General features: G+C 38.3%; 21 protein-coding genes. 15 read left to right on the top strand and 6 right to left on the bottom strand.

The genetic code is table 11. The features are described from left to right. The first annotated feature begins 66 nt into the window (after nucleotides 1–66). The 3 genes from L652_RS0123070 (at nucleotide 67) to L652_RS0123055 (ending at nucleotide 4992) form a co-directional block, all read left to right on the top strand. On the top strand, nucleotides 67–705 hold the full coding sequence (locus L652_RS0123070; RefSeq protein ID WP_024595521.1) for a CatA-like O-acetyltransferase: 639 nt from the start codon (nucleotides 67–69) through the stop codon (nucleotides 703–705). A 177-nt stretch (nucleotides 706–882) separates the two neighbouring features. After that, on the top strand, nucleotides 883–1707 hold the full coding sequence (locus L652_RS0123065; protein WP_024595522.1) for a M90 family metallopeptidase: 825 nt from the start codon (nucleotides 883–885) through the stop codon (nucleotides 1705–1707). Nucleotides 1708–1812: 105 nt separating this feature from the next. Next, nucleotides 1813–4992, top strand: a complete 3180-nt coding sequence (locus L652_RS0123055) for an amidohydrolase family protein (protein ID WP_024595523.1) — start codon at nucleotides 1813–1815, stop codon at nucleotides 4990–4992. Nucleotides 4993–5131: 139 nt separating this feature from the next. Here the strand turns inward: L652_RS0123055 and L652_RS0123050 are convergent, their stop codons facing one another. Continuing rightward, nucleotides 5132–5473 (bottom strand): hypothetical protein, encoded by a 342-nt coding sequence (locus tag L652_RS0123050; RefSeq protein ID WP_002961684.1) that lies wholly within the window; start codon nucleotides 5471–5473, stop codon nucleotides 5132–5134. Nucleotides 5474–5623: 150 nt separating this feature from the next. On the opposite strand from L652_RS0123050, the gene L652_RS0123045 reads away from it, so the two are divergent. Continuing rightward, a complete protein-coding gene (locus tag L652_RS0123045) occupies nucleotides 5624–6376 on the top strand; it encodes a Nif3-like dinuclear metal center hexameric protein (protein WP_024595524.1) in 753 nt (250 codons plus the stop codon). A gap of 14 nt (nucleotides 6377–6390) precedes the next feature. On the opposite strand, the gene L652_RS0123040 is transcribed toward L652_RS0123045, so the two are convergent. From L652_RS0123040 to L652_RS0123025, 3 genes are all read right to left on the bottom strand, one after another. Then, nucleotides 6391–7155 carry an ElyC/SanA/YdcF family protein gene (locus L652_RS0123040; protein WP_024595525.1) on the bottom strand — a complete coding sequence of 255 codons (765 nt, stop codon included), beginning with the start codon at nucleotides 7153–7155 and terminating at the stop codon, nucleotides 6391–6393. 54 nt (nucleotides 7156–7209) lie between these two features. After that, nucleotides 7210–8097, bottom strand: coding sequence for a LysR family transcriptional regulator (locus L652_RS0123035; RefSeq protein ID WP_002961689.1), 888 nt, complete (start codon nucleotides 8095–8097; stop codon nucleotides 7210–7212). A 410-nt stretch (nucleotides 8098–8507) separates the two neighbouring features. Next, the gene (locus tag L652_RS0123025) at nucleotides 8508–10877 is read right to left on the bottom strand and encodes an EAL domain-containing protein (protein ID WP_024595526.1); all 2370 of its coding nucleotides are present in this window, start codon (nucleotides 10875–10877) and stop codon (nucleotides 8508–8510) included. Between the two features lie 293 nt (nucleotides 10878–11170). Here L652_RS0123025 and pyrC point away from each other — a divergent pair, with 293 nt between their 5' ends. From pyrC to L652_RS0122980, 9 genes are all read left to right on the top strand, one after another. After that, entirely contained in the window at nucleotides 11171–12223 is a 1053-nt protein-coding gene (gene pyrC / locus L652_RS0123020) for a dihydroorotase (RefSeq protein WP_024595527.1), read from the top strand. 438 nt (nucleotides 12224–12661) lie between these two features. Then, nucleotides 12662–12865 (top strand): cold-shock protein, encoded by a 204-nt coding sequence (locus L652_RS0123015; RefSeq protein ID WP_002961702.1) that lies wholly within the window; start codon nucleotides 12662–12664, stop codon nucleotides 12863–12865. A 1071-nt stretch (nucleotides 12866–13936) separates the two neighbouring features. Then, nucleotides 13937–14707 (top strand): DUF3450 domain-containing protein, encoded by a 771-nt coding sequence (locus L652_RS0123010; RefSeq protein WP_024590812.1) that lies wholly within the window; start codon nucleotides 13937–13939, stop codon nucleotides 14705–14707. Nucleotides 14708–14713: 6 nt separating this feature from the next. After that, nucleotides 14714–16078: a MotA/TolQ/ExbB proton channel family protein gene (locus L652_RS0123005; protein WP_002961707.1), complete on the top strand. Its 1365-nt coding sequence runs from the start codon at nucleotides 14714–14716 to the stop codon at nucleotides 16076–16078. Beyond that, complete coding sequence (locus L652_RS0123000; protein ID WP_002961709.1) at nucleotides 16078–16602, top strand: MotA/TolQ/ExbB proton channel family protein; 525 nt, start codon at nucleotides 16078–16080, stop codon at nucleotides 16600–16602. Before L652_RS0123005 ends, L652_RS0123000 begins: the two co-directional genes overlap by 1 nt. Before the next feature lie 14 nt (nucleotides 16603–16616). Then, nucleotides 16617–17021 (top strand): biopolymer transporter ExbD, encoded by a 405-nt coding sequence (locus tag L652_RS0122995; protein WP_002961710.1) that lies wholly within the window; start codon nucleotides 16617–16619, stop codon nucleotides 17019–17021. After that, nucleotides 17021–17638 (top strand): energy transducer TonB, encoded by a 618-nt coding sequence (locus L652_RS0122990; RefSeq protein WP_024603667.1) that lies wholly within the window; start codon nucleotides 17021–17023, stop codon nucleotides 17636–17638. The genes L652_RS0122995 and L652_RS0122990 overlap by 1 nt, the downstream gene beginning before the upstream one ends. A gap of 11 nt (nucleotides 17639–17649) precedes the next feature. Next, nucleotides 17650–18909, top strand: coding sequence for a tetratricopeptide repeat protein (locus tag L652_RS0122985; RefSeq protein WP_002961712.1), 1260 nt, complete (start codon nucleotides 17650–17652; stop codon nucleotides 18907–18909). A 61-nt stretch (nucleotides 18910–18970) separates the two neighbouring features. After that, nucleotides 18971–20014, top strand: a complete 1044-nt coding sequence (locus L652_RS0122980) for a hypothetical protein (protein ID WP_024596349.1) — start codon at nucleotides 18971–18973, stop codon at nucleotides 20012–20014. A gap of 16 nt (nucleotides 20015–20030) precedes the next feature. On the opposite strand, the gene L652_RS0122975 is transcribed toward L652_RS0122980, so the two are convergent. Both L652_RS0122975 and L652_RS0122970 read right to left on the bottom strand, forming a co-directional pair. Further along, the gene (locus L652_RS0122975) at nucleotides 20031–20357 is read right to left on the bottom strand and encodes a hypothetical protein (protein ID WP_024603666.1); all 327 of its coding nucleotides are present in this window, start codon (nucleotides 20355–20357) and stop codon (nucleotides 20031–20033) included. Nucleotides 20358–20400: 43 nt separating this feature from the next. Then, nucleotides 20401–21399 carry a tRNA-dihydrouridine synthase gene (locus L652_RS0122970; protein WP_024596350.1) on the bottom strand — a complete coding sequence of 333 codons (999 nt, stop codon included), beginning with the start codon at nucleotides 21397–21399 and terminating at the stop codon, nucleotides 20401–20403. A gap of 226 nt (nucleotides 21400–21625) precedes the next feature. Between L652_RS0122970 and L652_RS0122965 the strand changes: the two genes are divergently transcribed. Both L652_RS0122965 and L652_RS0122960 read left to right on the top strand, forming a co-directional pair. Further along, complete coding sequence (locus L652_RS0122965; protein WP_024603665.1) at nucleotides 21626–22210, top strand: hypothetical protein; 585 nt, start codon at nucleotides 21626–21628, stop codon at nucleotides 22208–22210. 67 nt (nucleotides 22211–22277) lie between these two features. Continuing rightward, nucleotides 22278–23135, top strand: coding sequence for a DUF692 domain-containing protein (locus L652_RS0122960; RefSeq protein WP_024596352.1), 858 nt, complete (start codon nucleotides 22278–22280; stop codon nucleotides 23133–23135). Nucleotides 23136–23156: the final 21 nt, after the last annotated feature.

Here is a 23156-nt window from a genome sequence, read left to right as displayed (position 1 = left end):
TACTGAACAGCGGTACACTTTATTTTTAATTTTGTGCGGCAAATTATGACTCCCTCAACTTCTCTCATGCAGCCTATCGATTTAGATAATTGGCCTAGAAAGCAACACTTTGAATTATTTAAACACTTTTCTCAGCCTTATTTTAATGTGTGTGTGCGTTTAGATGCTCAAGCACTTTACGACTATTGCAAAACCAATCAATTTTCTTTTTTTCAAGCATATGTATATTGCACCTTAAAAGCGTGCCATGAGTACGATTCAATAATGCTACGTATAATAGATAGTAAGCCATGGCTACTTAATAGTGTTCGCGCAAGTGTGGTTGAGTTGTCTGAAAACGATACGTTTGTTTTTAGTTATTTTAATAGCGCAAGCGATTTTAAAGAGTTTGCAAATCATGCAAGTGACGTAAGCAAAAAAGCGAAATTACAGCCGTTATTTTCTGATGCATTTGCTCAAACAGAAGGGCAGGCCGACCTAATTCATATATCTGTTTTGCCGTGGCTGAATTTTAGTGCGTTTTCGCATGCATTTAGTGAAGGGGAGAGTTTAGGCATTCCTAAATTTGTATTTGGTCAGTTTGATAAACACACAGGTACAATACCTTTAGCTATCGATGTACACCACTCATTAATGGATGGTTTGCACGTAGCGAAATTTATAAACACATTGCAGGGTACATTTGACTCTTTTTGCAAAAATTAACTTTAAACACGTCATTTAACGGCAGTGCAAAGCAGTAAACAATTTATAAGTAATCTATAAGTAATCTATAAGCAATGCGATGTGAATTACTTTTTATTCAAATACATAACCTTATATGCTTGAAAAGCACGTGTGCTGGACATATTTATATACCATACCTTAGCTCAGGAAATCCCCATGATAAATGGACTGTTAATTGTTGTTTTAATTCTTTTTGTGGTGATTTTCTGGCGTTGGCCATCAATTCAAAACCGATTATGGCGCAGTAAATATAAAGACTTTGCTTTAAATTCGCAGCAAAAAGATATTTTACTGCGTTGCATGCCCATCTATAAAAAAATGACCGATGCCGACAGAGAGAAGTTAGAGCGACATATTACGTGGTTTTTAAACGAAAAACGCTTTGTCGGTTGTGATGGCTTAAAGCTAACGTCTGCAATGAAGTTAATTGTTGCCGCCGATGCGTGTGTATTAGTGCTTAATAAGCCGTGGCCGTTATATAGAAATGTAAAAGAAATTTTATTATACCCCAGTGCTTATTACGCCCCACAATCAACTCGCGATAGTGCAGGACTTGTGAGTTACCACAATACGGTAAGACTAGGCGAGTCATGGCCTGGCGGCACGCTTGTACTCAGTTGGCATGATGTGCTTGAGGGTAACCGCTTGCCAAGTGATGGACATAATTTAGTTTTTCATGAGTTTGCGCATCAACTCGATCAAGAAACAGGTAAAACAACGGGCACACCCATTTTAAAAAGCTCAGCAGATTACAAAGAGTGGGGCCGAGTATTTAGCCGTGCTTTCACCCAGTTAAAAAGTCACGTTGCTTATAGCATGCCGCATGTTATTCACAGCTATGGTGCGACTAACGAAGCTGAGTTTTTTGCTGTACTCACCGAAACCTTCCTCGAAAAACCCGCAGAGCTTCGCCGATACGATCCTGAAATTTATAGCATGCTAGTTAATTACTACCAATTTGACCCTATTGTTTGGCATTAAACCTACATAAACCGCGCTTTATCATATAACGCTGGCAAGTTAGGTTTGTTTTTGTTGCAATCATGTGAAATAGTTTTTACTGCAACAATAACAAGCGAGAAACGCATGAAAAAAATGCTTCATACAGTATTAGCATTGTCGGTGTCATTAGCGATAGGGCAGGTAAATGCCGCCGAAAAAGACGAACAAAAATGGCAAGTAGATTCACCTAAGGGGCAATTTGTTGACGCTGCAATTAGCGTTGAGCAAGGCACATGGATGAATATAGATATTAGCCCTGATGGTAAAACCGTGGTGTTTGACTTACTTGGCGATATTTACACTATGCCAATGAGTGGTGGTACAGCTACAAAGCTCACCTCTGATATTGCATGGCAAATGCAACCTCGTTTTAGTCCTAACGGTAAAAGTATTGCGTTTACCTCCGATCAAGGTGGTGGCGATAATATTTGGGTTATGGACTTAAATGGCGAAAATCAACACGCTGTTACCGATGAAACCTTTAGATTACTAAATAGCCCTGCATGGAGTCCTGATGGTGACTATTTAGTTGCACGTAAACACTTTACAGCTAGCCGTTCATTAGGTGCCGGTGAAGTGTGGTTGTATCACAAAGCGGGTGGCAAGGGCGTACAGCTTACAAAACGCGAGAACGATCAAAAAGATTTAGGTGAGCCAATGTTTTCACCGGATGGTCGTTATGTATACTTTTCGCATGATGCTACACCCGGTAAAACCTTTCATTATTCAAAAGATTCTGTAGCGGGCATTTATAAAATTAAGCGCTACGACCGTGAAACGGGTGAAATTGAAACCATAATCGATACGATGGGCGGTGCTATTAGGCCTACACCGTCACCTGATGGAAAAAAACTGGCGTATATAAAGCGTGATGATTTTCAAACTAGTCTTTATTTATATGACTTAACCAGCGGTGAGCACACTAAGCTTTACGATAAGCTTGAGCGAGATATGCAAGAAACCTGGGCTATTCATGGTGTATACCCAACCATTGCATGGACACCCGATAATGAAGAACTGGTATTTTGGGCTGGTGGTACAATTCACAAGCTCGATGTTGCAGACAAATCTGTAAAAACCATTCCTTTTAAAGTGCAAACAAGTAAAAAAATTCAAAAAGCGGTGCGCTTTACACAAAACTTAGATACTGATGAGTTTGATGTAAAAATGCTGCGTAATGTGCAAGTAAGCCCAGATGGCGAAACGGCAATATTTGAAGCGCTTGGGCATATTTATAAACGTGATTTAGAGTCGGGTAAAATTAAGCGTTTAACAAAGCAAACAGATCATTACGAATTATTTCCACAGTACTCTCGCGATGGTAAAAAAATAGTTTTCACCACATGGGATGATAACAAACAAGGGTCTGTGAGGGTTGTGTCTGCGCGCAGTGGCCGTGGCGATACCATTACAACGCAGCCAGGCAAGTATGTAGAGCCAACTTTTAGCCCAGATGGTAAAACGGTTGTTTATCGAAAAGCTACTGGCGGCAGTATTTTAAACCCTAAATGGTCACTTAATCCGGGGGTTTATAGCGTAAGCGCAAAAGGCGGTAAAAGTGAGCTTATTTCAAAAAGTGGTTATCAACCACAATTTGGAGATGCAAACGATCGCGTTTTTATAATGAGTTCTTGGCCAAAACCAACGCTTAGCGTAGTAGAGCTTGAAAGTAAAAAAGTTCGTAAACTGTACGAGTCAGAACATGCGACAGAATTTAGAGTATCACCAGATGGGCAATACCTCGCTTTTGCTGAGCGATTTAAAGTATTTGTAACGCCGTTTGTTCAAAGTGGTAAAACAATTAATATTGGGCCTAAAGACAGTCAATTCCCAATAGAGCAGTTATCGGTACGTGCTGGTGAAAACATTAGCTGGAGTGCTAAGAGCAACAAACTTTATTGGACATTAGGGCCTGAGCTTTATCATGCAAGCCTTGAGGGGATGTTTGCTATTAACAAAGCCGAAGATGCCGACTTTAAAGTGAAAAGTGGCGATAATATCGGTTTCAGTAAAAAAATGGCAGAGCCTAAAGGCATGATTGCGCTCACTGGTGCAAAAATTATAACGATGGACGGCGAAAAGGTTATTGAAAATGGTGTAATTATCACTGATGGCAAGCATATTAAAGCAATTGGTACAGCCAGCGAGATAAGCATCCCTAAAGGTGCTGAGGTTATTGATGTAACAGGCAAAACAATTATGCCTGGTATTGTTGATGCTCATGCACATGGCTCGCAAGCAAGCGGTGAAATTATACCTGAGCAAAACTGGAAAAACTTTGCAGGTTTAGCGCTGGGTGTAACTACAATTCACGATCCATCAAACGATACCTCTGAAATATTTACCGCAAGCGAAATGCAAAAGGCAGGCATGATTGTTGGCCCGCGTATTTTCTCAACCGGTACTATTTTATATGGCGCAAATATGCCAGGTTATACGTCGCATATTGACTCGTTAGACGATGCTAAATTTCATTTAGAGCGCCTTAAAAAAGTAGGGGCGTTTAGTGTTAAGTCGTATAACCAACCACGTCGTGAGCAGCGCCAACAAGTTATTGAAGCAGGCCGTGAACTTGAAATGATGGTTGTCCCTGAAGGTGGCTCATTATTACAGCATAACTTAAGTATGATTGTAGATGGACACACAGGTATTGAGCATTCAATCCCTGTAGAGAACATATACGACGATATAAAGCAGTTATGGTCGCAAAGTAATGTTGGTTACACACCAACACTTGTAGTGGCTTATGGTGGCATTTGGGGTGAGAACTACTGGTACGATAAAACTGATGTGTGGAATCACCCGCGTTTAAGTAAATTTGTGCCAAAAAATCAATTATTACCACGCTCTATGCGCCGCATTAAAGCGCCCGATCATCACTATAATCACTTTAATAACGCACGCGTTGCTGCTGAGCTGCAAGACCTAGGTGTATTAGTTAACTTAGGTGCTCACGGTCAGCGTGAAGGCTTAGGTGCACACTGGGAGATGTGGATGTTTGCACAAGGCGGAATGACACCGCTTGAGGCAATACGTGCATCGACACTCGATCCGGCTAAGTATTTAGGGCTTGATAAAAACGTAGGCTCGCTTGAAGTGGGCAAACTGGCTGATTTAATGGTTATAGATGGCGATCCGCTTAAAAATATTCGAGATTCGGATAAAGTAGATTACACCATGATCAATGGTCGACTATTCAATGCAGAGACAATGAATGAAGTGGGTAAAAAAGAACGCGAACCACTTTATTTTGAAGAACTGTAATTTATTTTAAACTTTGTTAAAGCGGCTACATAGCCGCTTTTTTTAGCCTTACACAACTTATAAAGCTTTATATTTTTGGCAAATAATGGATATAAAAAAACCGCTTAACGCGGTTTCTTTTAAAAATCATAAATGTTGATTAAACAACACCGCGCGGTAAGCGACAGTCATGATCTTTACGAGCTAAAATTACAATCCAAAGTTCTTCCGCTGTGTAACCTTCTTCATTTTCGGTAACAACAGTGAATGGCGCTTTTTTCTGTGCTTTAACAGGAGCAGCTGCTTTTGGTTTTTTCGTTTTAGTTGTTTTACCAGAGTTTAATTTTTTAGTAAGCTCTGCTACGTCAGCTAGGCGTAAATTTTTACCGCCATCAATGCTGTACCAACCAGGTTTGGTTGTGATTTCAGGTTTTTTACCATTGGCAGTTTCGTACGCTGCTTCAAAGGCAGATAACACTTCTGTTTTGTCTAGTTTGCTCATCAGAGACCCTATACGTTGTGAACACAGATAAAGAAGAGGTATTTATACCTATTTTAAAACAGTTTTTCAATTTTTTGCGATTTTCCTTCCATTTTAGGCCTATAAACGCCAAAATTTGCACAAAATTCAGTGCTAAGTAAGGTAAGTTGTATGCAACGTAGAGAATTTAACCAACTCCTAAATGACATTTTGAAACCTCATTTAATAAAAGATTTTTGCCCAAATGGCTTACAGGTCGAAGGTAAAAACGAAATTAAAAAAATTGTGACGGGTGTAACCGCAAGTCAAGCTTTAATAGAAGCTGCCATTGAGCAACAAGCAGATGCTATTTTGGTTCATCATGGTTTTTTTTGGAAAGGGGAATCTCAACCAATAACGGGTATGAAAAAGCGTCGTATAGGCGCACTACTAGCAAACGATATTAATTTATTCGGCTATCACTTACCACTCGATATTCATCCAACAGTTGGCAATAACGCACAACTTGCAAAGTTATTAGATATTGAAATTGAAACAGGGCTAGAGCCAACTTCAAATAGCGTAGCAATGAAAGGACGTTTAAAAACACCATTAAGTGGTGAAGATTTTGCAGATAAAATTGCAAAAGTGCTTAATCGAACCCCGCTCACAAGCTTAGTACGTTCAGCTAAAATAGAAACCATTGCACTGTGTACTGGTGGTGGGCAAGGATATATTGACTTAGCAGCAGAGCAAGGCATTGATGCTTATTTAACGGGTGAAGCATCGGAGCAGACAATTCATAGTTCTCGTGAACAAAACATTGATTTTTTTGCAGCCGGGCATCATGCAACAGAGCGCTATGGTGTAAAAGCACTAGGTGAGTTACTTGCTCAAGAGCATGGTTTTGATGTGACATTTATAGACATAGATAACCCAGTTTAATTAGGCTATATAAGTTACAGCGCCTCTGGATCTATCCAGCGGCGCAAACTTATCCATATATTTCCTACTACTTCGTGACTGTATTGCGTAACCACAAGTAAGGCATGAGCATTGGGAATAAACTGCTTGCTCCATGGAAGTGCAGCAAAATTATGATAATCAGTGGCTGCGGTTATGACTTCAATACCTTGAGCATTAAATAAGTCTTTGGCACGGGGCATGTGCAGTACAGATGTTACTAGTGCAACTTTAAAGTCGACTAATTTTGATGCCAGTAATTTAGCTTCTTCACCTGTGTCCATTGCTTTTGGATTTTGGAAAATACGGCTCTTATTAACGCCTAAACTAATTGCCGTTTGATACATAAGCCCGCTATTAGTGGTATTTTTATAACCCCCGCCTGAAACTATAAGCTCTGCGTTAGGGTAGTGCTTTGCCAGTTTTACACCTTCTACCAAGCGCGTTAGCGCACAATTACCTAATTGATTATTAGCACTGATTGCAGGATTTGGGTTTATATCGCAACCTAGTACAACTATTTTGTCTATTTTTGGATGCTTTAGAGTATTAAATGCAAGCGACGCAGGTTCATTATTTTGGATAATTAAATTGGCGATAAAGGGTGTGCTCAATGCAAGTAATACAATTAAACTTAAAGTAGACAAAAAGAGAGCTGATTTGCGGCCTTTAAATGCCAGTAGGAGCATCAGACACGCAAATAAACCAAATAGAGGCAGTGGCATAAGTAAACCACCAATCATTTTTTTAATAACAAACATAAGAGTTAAACGCTGTAGAGTTAATTACAGCGATATTACTTATTATATTGATGATTATCGACCGTTATTTAGCTTACAGGTATTTAAAAAGTGACGATAAACAGGGTTATCTTTCATGTCTTTTTTCATCGCTAAATACATAGGGCGAGTAAGACCAAGAGCGCCTAAAGGAATTGATTTAATTAAGCCTTGGCTTTCATAAGGTGTAACTAGCCAATCGGGCAAAGCAGCAACGCCCATGCCAGCACTTACTAGTTGAAAAATAAGTAGTCCTTGGTCAACCGTTTTTAGTGTACCGTCAAAACGAGCATTTTGAATGAAATGCTTAAATATATCTTGGCGTTCACGCGGGATAGGGTATGAAATAATAGTTTCGTTTTTTAAATCAAGCGCTGTTACATACGCTTTTTTAGCAAGTTCATGATCCGGCGCCACAATAAGCTTCAATTTAAAATCAAATAAGTGCGCGTATTCTAATGTGTCGGGTTCGCGTATATCAGACGTTAAAACTAAATCGAGCTCATCGCTTAGTAAGTCAGGAATAGCGTCGTAACTAAAGCCACGTTCATAATCAATTTTTATATCAGGCCAAAAGTTATTAAATTCTTTAATAGTAGGTAATAACCAATGAAAACATGCATGGCATTCCACGCTCAAACGTAGTTGAGAAATAGGCTGGTTTAAGCTTTCTTTTAAACGACATTTAGTCGCTTCCATTTTTGGCAATATTTCGTGAGCTAATTCAAGTAATAGCATTCCCTGAGGGGTAAAGCGGACTGGTTGAGTTTTACGCTCAAATAATTGGCAATCCAATTTATTCTCTAAATCTTTGATTTGATGAGATAAAGCAGACTGTGTCAAAAATAACTCTCGTGCTGTATTAACCAAAGATCCTGTTTCTTTTAGGGTTGCTATGGTTTTTAAATGTTTAATACCAATCATCTTTAAAAATTCTCATGGGAAAAGTGAGTTCAGCTCAGATTAATTACATACTACGCCTATATAAAAAACGTTTCAACGTCTAGATGGCTAAAATTATGCGTTTTATTGCAGTTTATCGCTATGAATCGTGAAAATATTAGAGTTAGTAATGATAAAAGTCATTTGAAAACTGGTTTGATGAGTTTTAGATGAGTTTGCTTCATGTTGTATTTTAAATATAACGATTGCTGTGCGTTTTAGCTCAGCGTGAGTTTTAACCATGCTGATAACGGTATGAGGTGAGGTTTGTTGAATGCTTACTTTAGATTGTGCTTTAAAAAATAGAGTCGTTTTGCCTTATAGCTCAAGTTTAGCTCAATGGGAGAGTATATGCGTAATACCTAAGCCAGCGACCTACTCGCTGGCTCTTTTTATAAGGGTTTATTAATTAGTAATATGGCTTCTTTGGCAGTAACAGGTTTTGATTTTAAAAAGCCTTGACCATAGTCGCACGCGGTGGATTGCAAAATAGTTAATTGCTCAACTGTTTCTATTCCTTCAGCTACAACTTCAAGTTTTAATGATTGCGCAAGTGATAAAATGGCTTCAACAAGTGGGTTAGTAGAATCCTGTAGATGGTCAATAAAGCTTTTATCTATTTTTAAAATATGAATAGGCAGTTGGTGCAAGTAGCCTAGTGCTGAATAACCTGTTCCAAAATCATCAAGACATAATTTTACTTTTAAAGGTGAAAGACCTTCAATTATTTGAGTGGCGAGTTCTAGATTTTCTATTAAGCCAGATTCGGTAATTTCTAAGCATAAAGAACCAAGAGGTAATTGGTACCTATTATAAATGGAATGTATTTGCGCTACAAAATCGAGGCTTGCAAAGTGTCGTGACGATACATTAACGGTGACTTTTAAAAAGCGATGGCCTTGTTGGTGCCAATTTGAAATATGCTGGGCCGCCAAATCAAGTAAATGTAAATCAAGATTTATAATTTGCCCTGTAGTTTCAGCTATCGGTATAAAGTCATTAGGGGGTACAAACCCTTTTGTAGGGTGATGCCAACGAACAAGTGCTTCAAAGCCGATAACTTCACTGGTAGTAATTGTGAAAATTGGTTGAAAATAAAGTTCAAACTCGTTGTGTTCAATACCGTGTTGTAAGTCGTTTTCTATATCGGCATGGGTTTTAAGTTTTTTACGCATCGTGTTATTAAAAAACTTTACCTGACCACGTCCGGTTGACTTAGCTTCATACATAGCGGCATCGGCTTGTTGCAGTAATATATAAGCTTTGTCGTTTACGTTATCTGTATAGGCAACCCCAATACTCGTTGATGCTTGGAGTAAGTGGTTATCTATATTTAAAGGTTTTGATAATGCGTTTTTAATGCGGTTTAAAGCTTCATTAACTTGGTTTTTATGCGTGATGTTTTCCATAAAAATTGCAAATTCATCGCCGCCTAAACGTGCAAATGTATCCGTGCTTCGTACTGTACCTTTAATCAAGTCGCATATTTTTATAAGGAAGTGGTCCCCAACTTCATGCCCGAGCGAATCATTAATACTTTTAAAACGGTCAAAGTCTAGATACAACAGGGCATGGCTAGTACTCTTTTTAGCACGCGTTAAACGTAAAATAGCATGTTTTATACGTTCAATAAGTAGTGAGCGGTTAGCAAGGCCTGTAAGCTCGTCATGTAATGCTTTGTGCTCAAGTTCTTGGCGGGCTAATTGCCTATCAATTGCCATACTTATTTGGCGACTTACATACGTTAGAAGAGCACTATCGTGTTCGTTGTAATGCAGTGTTTTATCGTAACTTTGTACAACAATAACCCCGCTTATACGATCACTTGTTTGAAATGGAACACCTAACCAAGACTCAGATTGCCGACCTACCATTTTAAAATCACCGTTATTAATGTGACTTTGAAAGGCATCTTTGTTAAGTAATAGGGTTTGCTCTGTTTTTAGAAGGTAATATGAAGCGGTATCTTTAAGTTGTTCTTTAGATATTTTTTGATGAGTTTTAGTGTTTATGCCTTCTTCGACTATGTAAACGAGGTCAAGTATATCTATTTTTTTGTCGTATAGAGCGATAAAAAAGTTATCGGCTCGAAGTAAGTTATTTATGATTGAATGCAAGGCTTTAAAAAATGTATCTAGGTCACTCGCTTTGTAAGTTAGGTTAGCTATTTGTAATAAGCTGTTTTCTAATTTTTGTGCATTGTTGAGTTGCTCAACTGTTTTTTGTAAGTTGTTTACTGTATTAACCTGGTTAATCTTGGCACTGAGTAAGTGAGCAACTGTTGTAAGAATTTCAAGGTGTGCATTGGTAAAATAACCTTTGATTGGGTGCTCACAATCAATAACACCTAAAACTTGTTCTTTATATATAAGGGGAACACATAGTTCTGATTGAGCAGGGCGTTCATCAGCGATATAACGGCTGTCTTTCGTTACATCGTTAATAATTACCGCTTTTCCGGTCGTTGCAACAGCGCCCGTTATACCTTCACTAAAACGTATTATTTTACGTTCCGCTTGATATTTGTCCCGCGCGTGTGCAATACCCATTGATGCAACTTGGTTTAATGTATTTGCATTATTGTCAGCTAGATATATGACACAATCAACAAACCCTAAGCGATTTACAACGTGTGTTGTAACATACTCAAACAATTCTTCTAATGTATCGAGTTGCAATAGACTAGATGAAAATTGATTAATGATACTTAGTTGATCAGTTTTTATCTCAAGCGCTCTAGTCGCATCAGTTTTATAAGACATAGGCAATTTATATTATTCTTGTTATTTTTAAATTCACAGTTAAGTTAACCTAATCTTGGGTTTTTGTACAAATTAAAGCGATGAGTGGTTTCAATACTCTGTAAAGTTTTAATATAGCGAGTTTTAATTAATCATAAATCATTACAATAAGCTAATAGCATTGAATTTGCTCATTGTGCTTTTAAATAGTACCTCAGTAATTTTATCCATATAAAAACTTTATTTTTAATAAAATCTTTACTCGAAAACATCATATGCCTATGATCGGATAAATTCAGCCGTGGAACAAAGTAATGACAAGTAATAATACAAACTCTGTAACAACCCTTACTATCACTCGCCCTGATGACTGGCATGTACATTTACGTGATGGTGACCAGTTAAAAGACACTGTACGGGATATTAGCAGATACATGGGCCGCGCTATTGTTATGCCAAACCTTGTTCCGCCAGCAACGTGCACAGATACGGCATTGTCGTACAGAGAACGCATTATGTCTGCAAATCCACAAGGCAACTTTGAGCCATTAATGGTTTTGTATCTCACGGATAAAACTACACCAGATGAAATAATAAAAGCTAAAGCGACAGGTAAAATAGTAGCAGCTAAGCTTTACCCTGCTGGCGCTACCACTAATTCTGACTCGGGTGTTACATCAGTAAAAAATATTTATCCAGTTTTAAAAGCAATGCAAGAAGTAGGCATGTTGCTGTTAGTGCATGGGGAAGTGACAGATTCGTCGATTGATATTTTTGACCGTGAAAAAGTATTTCTGGATACAATTTTAGGAGATGTAGTAAATGACTTTCCTGAGCTTAAAATTGTACTCGAGCATATTACGACTAAAGATGCAGTAGAGTTTGTAGTTAATGCACCTAGCAATGTAGCGGCAACAATTACAGCGCATCACTTGCTTTATAACCGCAATCATATGTTAGCGGGTGGAATTCGCCCACATTATTACTGTTTGCCAATTCTCAAGCGTAACATTCACCAGCAAGCATTAATGGCTGCAGCAATAAGTGGAAATAAAAAATTCTTCTTAGGAACTGACTCTGCACCACATTATAAAGATAAAAAAGAAGCAGCCTGTGGGTGTGCTGGTGCATACACGGCTCATGCCGCTATTGAATTATATGCTGAAGCATTTGAGGATGCAGGAGCTTTGGACATGCTTGAAGGGTTTGCAAGCCACTTTGGCCCTGATTTTTACGAATTGCCGCGTAATACAGATACAATTACATTACAAAGAAAGCCGTGGAAAGTACCTGCAAGTTATACATTGGGCGACTCTGAAGTTGTGCCTATAAAGGCTGAAAATACAATGGATTGGTCTGTCGAATAACCAATAATATATTTAAATCTAAAGCCGCTTAATTTTTAATGCGGCTTTTTTGTTTGTGCTTTTGATATTATTGAAGCGTAATTCGACGACAGGGTGGTTGTAGGTGGCTTTTGATCTCGCTTACAGCAATAAATATTACAATAATACTTATAGTTTTTTGCTTGTAAATTAGTCAGTTAAAGGCGATTTAAAACAAATTTATATTTTTAAGAAATAATTCCTAATTAATAGAGCGAAAAAAAATATAATGTGTTAATCTTACCTTGCTTTGAGTTTTTATGTATTGAATTTACGGATATTGTGCTGCGTTTAAGGTTACCGGTTAGGTTATTACTTGTTCCTGTACTGTACCTCCATATTTTTGAGCATTGACTCAGGGAGGATATTGCCATAATAATATGGCTGAATTTTAATTATTGACTTACAGGAAAATTTAGTATGTCGGTTACTGGTAAAGTAAAGTTTTTCAACGAAGCTAAAGGCTTTGGTTTCATTGAACAAGAAAATGGTCCTGACGTGTTTGTACATTTCAGCGCAATCACTGGTTCTGGTTTTCGCACTCTTAGCGAAGGTCAAGCAGTGACATTCAGCATCAAACAAGGTCAAAAAGGCCCTGAAGCTGAGAACGTAGAAGCAGCATAATTTATTATGTGAACTCTAGTTCATCTTGGTGAAGCAGGTTTCTGTTTCACCATAATTCCCCTTTCTTAAATCTATTTATTTTAATACCTCAAATTCTCCTTTTTTTTAAATCTAAAAAACTACTCAAACATTCTATCTTTGCAAAGCTAAACAACTAATAATCTAACGGACAAAACAATCCTCTAATACTTTTAAAAACCATTCATAAGAATTTATTCAATGGGCCTGATACCAGCTTAAATAAAATCGATGCTCAATATCAATCCATGCAAATTCTGTTTCAAGCTTACTCTGTGTGACGAAGGCTACTCATTGATAAAGGCTTCTAGGTGCTTCTATTACTTTATTATGTGAACGTAAAGCTTCATTTATAGTGTATTACTAATAAAGTAGGGTAACTCTTCATGATTAACTTAATTACTGAATTAACCTTAACGTTAAAATAGTATTAAAGAATACTTTAAAGCGGTAAATACAACCTGTTTAATTATCAAAAGCTTTTATGCTGCTAAAAGAAATGCATTGTTGAGTTTATTATTACTATTTATGGAAAAACACGTTTTAAAATAGTTTTAAAAGTAACGTATATAAAGCGTGAGTATCCGATATTAAATATTATCCAGTGTTGTTTTTTTGTGCGACAAATGGTTTGTTTTTTCAGATGAAGTGTAACTGAGGCGATATAACACGATAAAATCGTGTAAAAAATAACTTTTGTTATATCAATTTATATTTTTTTTAGTTTTTTTTCAGTGCGAATTCAGCTTTAGCTAAATGTTGCAATAATGTTGTTTTATGTCAGTGCAATGCGAATAAATACACCCCTTAAAAGGCTTTAATAGAAATATTAAGAAAAAGCTTCGTTGCAATAATGTTAACCGTTGTGGGCTGGTACTTTCGTTTAAGCATTAACTTAGCTATTTATTTACTGAGATTAGTAAACATCAAGTTGACAGCGCTAATTGCATTTAGCATTATTGGAAGGTTGATATCTATTAAAAGATATCAGGGTTGTTCTCCTCGGAGGATAATTAAATTATAAAAGTAACATTACTTAATTGGTTGGGAACTATGTCTGTTAAAATCAGAAAGAGTCTTGTAGCAACTGCGTTGGTTGGCGCATTTGCATTTGCAAGCAGCAATGTGATTGCAGATCCTTTGAATGACGTGCAAAAAGCAGGTCAACAAATTCAAAAGGCTGCGGTTAAGTCTCAAACTAAAATTGACAATGTATATGGTCAAACTCAGGAGCTAATCGCTGAGTACCGTAGCGTTGTTGATGAGACTGAACTTATGAAAGTGTATAACGATCACGTGTCGCGCTTGGTTGATAGCCAAAACGCTTCAATTGAATCGTTTGATCGTCAAATCGCGACTATTGATAACACTAAACAAAACGTTGTGCCTTTGATGTATCGCATGATCGATACGCTTGAGCAATTCATCAAAGCGGACGTTCCATTTAATCTTGAAACGCGTTTAGGACGTGTTGAAAGACTACGTGAGATCATGGTTTCTGCGTCTGTAACGACGTCTGAAAAATTCCGTCAAGTACTTGAAGCTTACACTATTGAAACAGCATACAGCTCTCTTGTATCTGCTTCACAAGGTACTCTAGAAGTTGATGGTAAAAGCATTAACGTTGATATCGGTCAGTTAGGTCGTATCACTTACGTTGCTCAGTCTTTTGACTTGAAACATGCTTGGGTGTGGGATAACAACACTAAACAGTGGAAAGAATTAGGCGAAGAATACCTAAAACCTGTTAAAGAAGTTATTCGTATGGCGCGTAAGCAAGCGACATTAGAACTTGTTAAACTACCTATCTTTGGCGCGGAGTAATCAATAATGAAGAAACTATTTAAAGGTTTTGCTGTTGCAGCAGTACTAACTGTTTCTGCAGGTACCGCGCTTAATGCACATGCAAATACTGGAGCTCTAGATAAAATTCTTGAGCAAGTAAAGCAAGAGCGTATCTCTGAAGGTAAAATCAATAAGCAACGTGAGCAAGAGTTCTTATCAGAACGTGCTGACAAGCAAGCATTACTTAACAAAGCTAAAAGCCAACTTGCTTCTGAGAAGTCTCGTGGTGAAAGCTTAGCTAAGCAATATGCACAAAACGAAAATACGCTAGCTGAAAAAGAAGCAGCTCTTCAAAGTGCCCAAGGTACTTTAGGTGAGATGTTTGGTGTTGTACGTCGTGCAGCTCAAGATGCTATCGGTTCTATCGAAGCGTCACTAGTTAGTGCTGAAAAACCAGGTCGTGCTGAAATCTTACGTTCGTTAGCAGCTGCTAAAGAACTTCCTACAGTTCGCGAACTTGAAGAACTTTGGATTTCACTTCAAACTGAAATGACAGAATCAGCTAAAGTTTCAACTTTTGAAACTGAAGTTGCTGGTCTTGACGGTAACCCGTCAATGAAAAAAGTAACACGTATCGGTAACTTTAACTTAGTTACAGACGATGGTTACTTAATTTATTCACCAGAGACTAAGTCTATCCAGCCTCTAGGTAAGCAACCAGACGGTTATATCTTAGACGGTATCACGGCTCTAGAAAATACATCACCAGATAACTACGCTGGTGTTTACATAGATCCGACTCGTGGTGCTATCTTACGTATCAACACTCAAAAAGCGACCCTTATGGAATACTTCCATCAAGGTGGCGTAGTTGGTTATATCATCACGGCTTTACTTGGCCTAGGTATGCTAATTACTCTAATCCGCTTTGTTGACCTTACACTTACTACTAGTAAGATTAAGAGCCAGCTTAAAAATGTTGCTACACCGAATACAAATAACCCACTGGGTCGTATTCTTAAAGTGTACCATGACAACAAGAACCAAGATGTTGAAAACCTTGAGCTTAAACTTGATGAAGCGATTCTACGTGAAACGCCACGCATTGAAGCTGGTATCAATATAATTAAGATTCTTGCTGCAATCGCACCGTTACTAGGTCTACTAGGTACAGTAATCGGTATGATCTTAACGTTCCAAACAATCACATTGTTCGGTACGGGTGATCCGAAGATCATGGCAGGTAACATCTCTCTAGCACTTGTAACTACAGCGCTAGGTCTAATTGCTGCATTACCACTAATTCTACTTCATGCTCTTGTAGCTGGTCGTAGTAAGTCGGTATTACACATCCTTGATGAGCAAAGCGCGGGTATCGTTGCTACTCACGCGGAGAAGGAGAAAGCCTAATGCTAGTCCTGATGGAGATATGGGAATCTATCAGGGATTTTGTTGGCACAGGCGGCCAGGTTTTATACGTGGTCGCGATAGCACTCTTTCTTATGTGGGTTTTAATGATTGAGCGCTATTGGTTCCTACTTGCAGAATTTCCTCGCACAGCGAAAGAAATTGTAGCAAAGTGGGATGCCCGCCAAGACACTACGTCTTGGTACGCACACAGAATCCGTGAAGCATGGATTTCTGAAGCGTCTGAAAAATTAGATCAGCGTATGTTGTTGATTAAGACATTAGTAGCTGTTTGTCCTTTAATAGGCTTACTTGGTACTGTTACTGGTATGATCTCGGTTTTTGAAACCATGGCCAACCAGGGTACGGGTAACGCACGTTTAATGGCATCAGGTATTTCAATGGCAACAATCCCAACAATGGCTGGAATGGTTGCGGCATTATCTGGAGTATTTTTTAGCTCACGTCTTGAGACAAAAGCTAAAATGGTGAAAGCCAAACTTATTGATAGTATGCCTCATCACTAGAGAGAGAATTAAATATGGCACGTAAACAACGTTTTCGTGAAGAAGAAGAAGCAGCGGTTGATATGACGCCAATGCTTGACATCGTATTTATCATGCTTATTTTCTTTATCGTAACTACATCGTTCGTTAAAGAGGCTGGTATCGAGGTCAATAAACCTAAAGCGGCTCAAGCTACTAAGCAAAAAAATGCTAACATTTTTATTGCTATTCGTAGTAACGGCGAGATCTGGATTGATAAACAGCAGGTTGATGTTGAACGTATTTCAGCAAAAATCGAAAGTTTATTAGCAGAACAACCTACTGAAGTTGTAATTTTGCAAGCTGATAAAGAAGCAAAACACGGCGTAGTGGTTAAAGTTATGGACCAGATTAAAGCGACGGGTGATAACCTGAGAATTTCAATAGCTGGAGATCAGTAATGATTCGTTTTCTGTTTTCACTGATTGCAGGTGGGGCAGTTACTTTCGGCTTGTTCTACTTCATGGCATTCCTCATCTCTGGTGGGGCTGACCGTAATACGGAACAAAAAGAGCAGATCATAGTCGAAATAATGACGAATCCGCCTGAATCTAAGGTGCAGGAGAGGAAGCGTGTACCGCCTCCTCCTCCGCCACCGCCAAAGCAGCCGCCTAAACCGCAGCCGCCACAGCCGGAAAATAATAATCCAAATCCTGGTGCTATGTCATTTAATATGGGAAGCATTGATGTTGGTAGTTCGGCAGGTGGACTAAGTGGTCCTGGTGCATTTGGACGAGATGGTGATGCGACACCTATCGTTCGTATAGAACCAAAATATCCAACGCAAGCAGCACGTGATGGTAAAGAAGGTTGGGTTCAACTTTCATTCACAATTGATGAGCTAGGTGGAGTAACTGACGTTGAAGTAATTGACGCAGAACCGAAACGTATCTTTGACCGTGAAGCTAAACGTGCACTGCGTAAGTGGAAGTACCGTCCTAAGATCATTGACGGAAAACCACAGAAACAACCAGGTTTACAAGTTCAATTAGACTTTAAACTTAACCAAGGCAACTAAGGAGGCGAGTAATGAGAAATTTTTCTAAAGTAACTGCTCTTGCAATTCTTATGTCTGTGTCGGGTGCTACTTTAAGTGCATCTGTTTTAGCAGCGCCGGATTACGCAAAGATTGAAGAGCGTAAAAAAGCAAAAACTAAAATCATGGGCGAGCGTACTGGTAAAAAAGTAATTAAAGCATTTGATTTGTACAACGAAGAAAAAGTTGATGAAGCAATTGTTTTGCTTAGAGAAATCGAGCCTTCGAATGACTTTGATAAAGCGACCGTAAATCGTTACTTAGGTAGCATGTACGCTCAAAAAGAAAAGTATGACGAAGCGATCAAGTACTCTAAGCAAGCCGTTGCACCTGATGTTTTAAACTTTGCTGATCAAGAACAAACTCTTAAGTTGTTAGGTGACTTATACGCTGGTACAGAAAAGTTCCAAGAAGCTAAAAAAGCATATGTAGCTTGGATGGACTTTACCGGTGAAGAGGACCCTACGGTTTATACACGTATTGCTCAAGCTAACTATCAGTTAGAGCAATACCGTGATGTTTTTGAACCAGCAGATAAGGCAATAAAACTTCAAAAAGAGCCTAACAAAGGCCCTTACCAATTAAAACTTGGCGCATACTTTGAGCTTAAAGATTATGCAAACATGGTTAAAATTGGCGAAGAAATTGTTCGTGTATGGCCTGATGATAAAAAAGCTTGGGTTAGCTTAGGTAAGTATTACCTACAAACTGAAGATTATTCTAAAGGTTTAGCAACTATGGAAGTTGCATACAAGAATGGTTACTTTGAAAATGAAGTTGAGTATAAAGTCTTATCTAACTTTTACTCTCTAAATGAGATCCCTTATAAAGCAGCTGTAACGCTAGAAAAGGCCATTAAGAGTGAAAAAGTAGAACGTACAAAGCAGAATGTTAGCGCGATTGCGAGTAATTACCATCGTTCTAAAGATTTAGAAAAAGCTGCTAAGTACTACGAAGATGCTGCTAAATTTGATGACGACGCTGAGCTTTACCGCAAAGCAGGTTCATTACTTTTACAATCTGAAAAATTCAGTGCTGCTATTGTTCGCTTGAACAAAGCATTAGAGCTTGGCTCTGACAAAAAAGGCACAATTTATTCAGATTTAGCTGAAGCGTATTACTACCAAGGTAAGTATAAGCAAGCATATGCTGCAATTACTAAAGCTATGGATGACCCTCGCACACGTAAGTTTGCAAAAGGTTGGTCTACATATATTAAAGATAAAGCCGCTCGCAACGGTGTTAAAATTTAATTTTAATTAGCTTAAGCAACTTATAAAAAGCCCCTCTGGGGCTTTTTTTATTGGAACTACTATGTATAAAAAGCTCTTTTTATCATCACTACTGTGCCTATTTTTAGCTGCATGTTCAAAGCAGCCTCAACCTTATGAGTCGTTTGAGGACGCACAAGTCGCTTTAAAAGCTTTAAACATGGCGCTTGTACAAACAGGTGCTACTAAAGGCAATAACATTGAAAAAGATCAATTGGTTTTCTCTGATGCTTACTTAACAAAACGCCATACTATTTATCAGAGCCTAATGGGTATGGAGCTTAATCTAAATCAAATTGCGCAAGTAAACTATTTGGTAATTGCAGAGCGTTTCCCTGAACGCTACTTTAATTGGCCAGCCCAAGTAAATGTTTTAGAAAACATGCTCGCTTTTGAAGGCTCAAAAAACACACCGGATAATGTTATTACTTGGCTCAAGTTAACCCAAGATACCCTAGACAGTGCTCAACAAAGCAATTTAAAGCTGAACAAGGTTGAACTTACATTGTTACAAAGCTATGTATTAAGTGCGATAGCAAGTAACCATGTTCAACCAGCGCTTAAAAGCCATATAAGAGCTTTTAGCGATTATTTAGCTAGTTATAAGCCAAGAGGAAGTGTGGGTCTAAGAGGTCTGCCAAATGGCACTCAGTGGTATCAGAGCAAACTTAATTACTTTAGTGGCGAAGTACATTCACCGTTAGAATGGGTTACTCTTTTAAACGAAAAAATAAAAGTATTAGATCGTGTTGCATTCGACAGTAAGCTGCCAACTTCTCACCAAAAATCGTTTTTAGTTCAGTATTTATCTGATGAAAAATTAATAGAAGGCTTAGATTGGCAGGCTAACTATCAAGACTTACCTGCAATGGCGATCGCTATGGATATGTCTCATAAAGATAAAACATTGATGCTTGCGATGATGGAATCAGATATAGGTATTCACTACCATGCGTGGACTTTGCCTCAAGCAAAGGTAAACCTTATAAAGCGCCTACAAATGAGTCCAGAAGAGGCCCAGTACTTGGTTGAAGATATAATTCTCTACCCAGGGCAATCATTTAGCTTTATACAACACATTATATAATGATTTGAAAGTGCGCTTATTGTGCGCACTTTGTACACCGTTGAGTTGCGGGGTCTAGTTCAAGTGACTTAGCTGATATTTTTTCTTCACAATCACAGCAGTAGCCATACTGGCCAATTTCTATTTGACTTAGTGCGGCTTCTAGTTTGGTCATGCGACTGATTAAAAGTGCATACTCAGGGCCTAACTTCTCTGCTGCGCAGTCTAACCATTCATTATTTGCTGTATCAGCTAAAATTTGTATTAAATGGTGATGTGCAGGGTAAGCTGATTTAGAAAGCATGGTTAATATATTTAATTTAACTTGTGCTATTTCATCGTTAAGTCTTTTTTGATGATGCATTATCAGTACAACCTTATTAAATGGGCTTTACGTTATTCTGATATTATCTAGAGTCTTTAAGTTGGTCGTTATGATTTGAATCAAGTTGAGGTGCTTTGGCATATTTATTTAATACGCTCGCCACATCTTCTTTACTTTTTAAACGTCTGATTTCATCAAACAAATCGATAGCTTGCGGGTACTGGCGTTTTAGATAACCAAGCCATTGTTTAGTACGTGAAGCAAAGTATTTTTCATCCTTCGCGGGGTCTTGATGAATAGCTGAGTGAATTAAGTGATAAATAATATGCTCCCACTCAAGGCTATCATATTGCTCATTATTTACATGAGCTTTAATTTTTTTTGCTAAATCAGGGTGCGAAAGGGCGCCACGACCAAGCATTAAATCAGTGCACCCACTTCGTTTTTGACAAAGCATTGCGTCCTCTACTTGCCAAATTTCACCATTGGCAACAACTGCAATATTCTTACCTTTTATTATTGGTGGAATTTTTTCCCAATAAGCTGGCGGGTTATAACCATCTCGTTTGGTTCTGGCGTGAATAGCTACACTATTTGCACCTGCACTTACCACAGCATCAACAATTTCTTGGCTGTTACTGTCATCATCAAAGCCTAAGCGAATTTTTGCACTTACTTCATGTTTATCATCTACAGCATCTCGGACTGCTTTAATAATCGTATACATATGGTCAGGGTCTTTAAGCAGTACAGCCCCCCCTCGGCTACGATTAACTGTTTTTGCTGGGCAACCAAAATTTAGGTCGACCCCATGGGACCCTAATGCGATTGCTCTTATTGCATTTTCGGCTAACGGATTTGCTTCTTGACCGAGTAATTGAACACGCACAGGAGTACCTGCTCGTGTAAATCCATTATTATGTAGTTCAGGGCAAAATCGATGAAAAACTTTGTCAGGTAAGCATGTTTCAACCACTCTTACAAACTCTGTAACGCACAAATCGAACCCACCAATGTCTGTGAGTAATTGGCGCATTTTAAAATCAACGACACCTTCCATAGGTGCTAAAACAAGTTTCATAAAGAGATTAATTTTGATAAAAAACTGGGGGCATAGTTTACCTGTAAATCACACATTGATAAATCTGTAATTACCGCCCATATTTGATGTATAAATTGCAAAAGTAAATATTATGAAAATAAATGAAAGTTTTTATTTTTGTACGGGTCTACTTAAGCATACAAGCAATTTAAAAATACATTTTTATTGCTGAGATTTACAATCCTTGATTAAAGAGAGTCATAAAATGAATACAGTTAAAAAAAATACAATCGCGTTAACTTTAGGTGCAGTAGTAGTTGGCTCTGCAAGTTTTGTATCTGCAGATGTACAAGCTAACCCATTTGAGTTTCAACAACTAGTAACAGGTTACCAATTAGATGCTGCAGAAGGTAAGTGCGGTGAAGGCAAATGTGGCGGTGACGCAAAAGATAAAAAAGAAGGTAAATGCGGCGAAGGCAAATGTGGTGGCGACGCAAAAGATAAAAAAGAAGGCAAATGTGGCGGTGACGCAAAAGATAAAAAAGAAGGTAAATGCGGCGAAGGCAAATGTGGTGGCGACGCAAAAGATAAAAAAGAAGGCAAATGCGGCGAAGGCAAATGTGGCGGCGATGCAAAAGGTAAAAAAGAAGGTAAATGCGGCGAAGGCAAATGTGGTGGCGACGCAAAAGATAAAAAAGAAGGTAAATGCGGCGAAGGTAAGTGTGGCGGCGATGCAAAAGACGCAAAAGCTAAAACAGAAGGCAAATGTGGTGAAGGTAAATGTGGCGGCGACGCTAAAAAAACTAAAAAAGAAGGTAAGTGCGGCGAAGGTAAATGTGGTGGCCGTTAATATCTTATTCTAAATAAGTTATGCTAAAAGGGCCCTAAGGCCCTTTTTTGTTAAGTTAGAGGTAGTTATGATACAAACTCAAAGTAAAGATTTTGGGATGGTGGGCCTTGGCCTACGACGAGAAATGCTTGATGAGCTGCTTGAGCATGTACCTAATCAAGTAGACTTTTTAGAAGTTGCGCCAGAGAACTGGTTAAAACTGGGTGGACGCTTTAAAAAGCAATTTAAAACATTAACCGATGCTAATAATTTTGTGTGTCATGGATTATCACTGTCTATCGGTTCTCCCGAACCTCTTGATGTTGAATTTGTTAAGTCTTTAAAAGTGTTTTTTGAAGAGCACAATATAAAAATTTTTAGTGAGCACTTAAGTTACTGCTCCGGTACAGGGCATATGTATGACTTAATGCCCATTCCATTTACACAAGATGCCATAGCACATGTTGTACCTCGCATTAAACAAGTTCAAGACATACTAGAGCAGCAAATTGCGATAGAAAATGTTTCCTATTATGGTGCTCCTGGACAGCAATTATCAGAGCTTGAATTTACGAATATTATTTTAGAGCAAGCTGACTGCAAGCTTTTACTTGATGTGAATAACATTTATGTTAATTCGATAAATCATGGCTACAACGCGCAAGCATTTTTAACTGGGTTACCCTCTAATCGTATAGCCTATGGGCATGTTGCTGGCCATTATAATGAGGCTGATGACTTAATTGTTGATACACATGGCGCTGATGTGATTGATCCTGTTTGGGAGCTACTCGATAAAGCATACGAAGTGCATGGCGTATTTCCAACCTTGCTTGAGCGCGATTTTAATATTCCTACCATGAATGTTTTAACCAAAGAGTTAGATATAATTCATGATCTACAGGCTAAACACTTTGATTCAACTGTTTCAAAACAACGAGCTTAATATAAGCCTTTATCAACATTA

Origin of the sequence: Pseudoalteromonas sp. TB25 (assembly GCF_000497995.1) — a bacterium.
In the GTDB taxonomy this organism is placed as follows: domain Bacteria; phylum Pseudomonadota; class Gammaproteobacteria; order Enterobacterales; family Alteromonadaceae; genus Pseudoalteromonas; species Pseudoalteromonas distincta.
Note: the sequence above shows the minus strand (reverse complement) of the source record. Positions and strands in the feature narration are given on the sequence as shown.

What these genes read in the sequence shown, in the direction of transcription:
- L652_RS0123070 (WP_024595521.1), top strand. Translation starts at nt 67, where the DNA reads ATGCAGCCTATCGATTTAGATAATTGGCCTAGAAAGCAACACTTTGAA.
- L652_RS0123065 (WP_024595522.1), top strand. Translation starts at nt 883, where the DNA reads ATGATAAATGGACTGTTAATTGTTGTTTTAATTCTTTTTGTGGTGATT.
- L652_RS0123055 (WP_024595523.1), top strand. Translation starts at nt 1,813, where the DNA reads ATGAAAAAAATGCTTCATACAGTATTAGCATTGTCGGTGTCATTAGCG.
- L652_RS0123050 (WP_002961684.1), bottom strand. Translation starts at nt 5,473, where the DNA reads ATGAGCAAACTAGACAAAACAGAAGTGTTATCTGCCTTTGAAGCAGCG.
- L652_RS0123045 (WP_024595524.1), top strand. Translation starts at nt 5,624, where the DNA reads ATGCAACGTAGAGAATTTAACCAACTCCTAAATGACATTTTGAAACCT.
- L652_RS0123040 (WP_024595525.1), bottom strand. Translation starts at nt 7,155, where the DNA reads ATGTTTGTTATTAAAAAAATGATTGGTGGTTTACTTATGCCACTGCCT.
- L652_RS0123035 (WP_002961689.1), bottom strand. Translation starts at nt 8,097, where the DNA reads ATGATTGGTATTAAACATTTAAAAACCATAGCAACCCTAAAAGAAACA.
- L652_RS0123025 (WP_024595526.1), bottom strand. Translation starts at nt 10,877, where the DNA reads ATGTCTTATAAAACTGATGCGACTAGAGCGCTTGAGATAAAAACTGAT.
- pyrC (WP_024595527.1), top strand. Translation starts at nt 11,171, where the DNA reads ATGACAAGTAATAATACAAACTCTGTAACAACCCTTACTATCACTCGC.
- L652_RS0123015 (WP_002961702.1), top strand. Translation starts at nt 12,662, where the DNA reads ATGTCGGTTACTGGTAAAGTAAAGTTTTTCAACGAAGCTAAAGGCTTT.
- L652_RS0123010 (WP_024590812.1), top strand. Translation starts at nt 13,937, where the DNA reads ATGTCTGTTAAAATCAGAAAGAGTCTTGTAGCAACTGCGTTGGTTGGC.
- L652_RS0123005 (WP_002961707.1), top strand. Translation starts at nt 14,714, where the DNA reads ATGAAGAAACTATTTAAAGGTTTTGCTGTTGCAGCAGTACTAACTGTT.
- L652_RS0123000 (WP_002961709.1), top strand. Translation starts at nt 16,078, where the DNA reads ATGCTAGTCCTGATGGAGATATGGGAATCTATCAGGGATTTTGTTGGC.
- L652_RS0122995 (WP_002961710.1), top strand. Translation starts at nt 16,617, where the DNA reads ATGGCACGTAAACAACGTTTTCGTGAAGAAGAAGAAGCAGCGGTTGAT.
- L652_RS0122990 (WP_024603667.1), top strand. Translation starts at nt 17,021, where the DNA reads ATGATTCGTTTTCTGTTTTCACTGATTGCAGGTGGGGCAGTTACTTTC.
- L652_RS0122985 (WP_002961712.1), top strand. Translation starts at nt 17,650, where the DNA reads ATGAGAAATTTTTCTAAAGTAACTGCTCTTGCAATTCTTATGTCTGTG.
- L652_RS0122980 (WP_024596349.1), top strand. Translation starts at nt 18,971, where the DNA reads ATGTATAAAAAGCTCTTTTTATCATCACTACTGTGCCTATTTTTAGCT.
- L652_RS0122975 (WP_024603666.1), bottom strand. Translation starts at nt 20,357, where the DNA reads ATGCATCATCAAAAAAGACTTAACGATGAAATAGCACAAGTTAAATTA.
- L652_RS0122970 (WP_024596350.1), bottom strand. Translation starts at nt 21,399, where the DNA reads ATGAAACTTGTTTTAGCACCTATGGAAGGTGTCGTTGATTTTAAAATG.
- L652_RS0122965 (WP_024603665.1), top strand. Translation starts at nt 21,626, where the DNA reads ATGAATACAGTTAAAAAAAATACAATCGCGTTAACTTTAGGTGCAGTA.
- L652_RS0122960 (WP_024596352.1), top strand. Translation starts at nt 22,278, where the DNA reads ATGATACAAACTCAAAGTAAAGATTTTGGGATGGTGGGCCTTGGCCTA.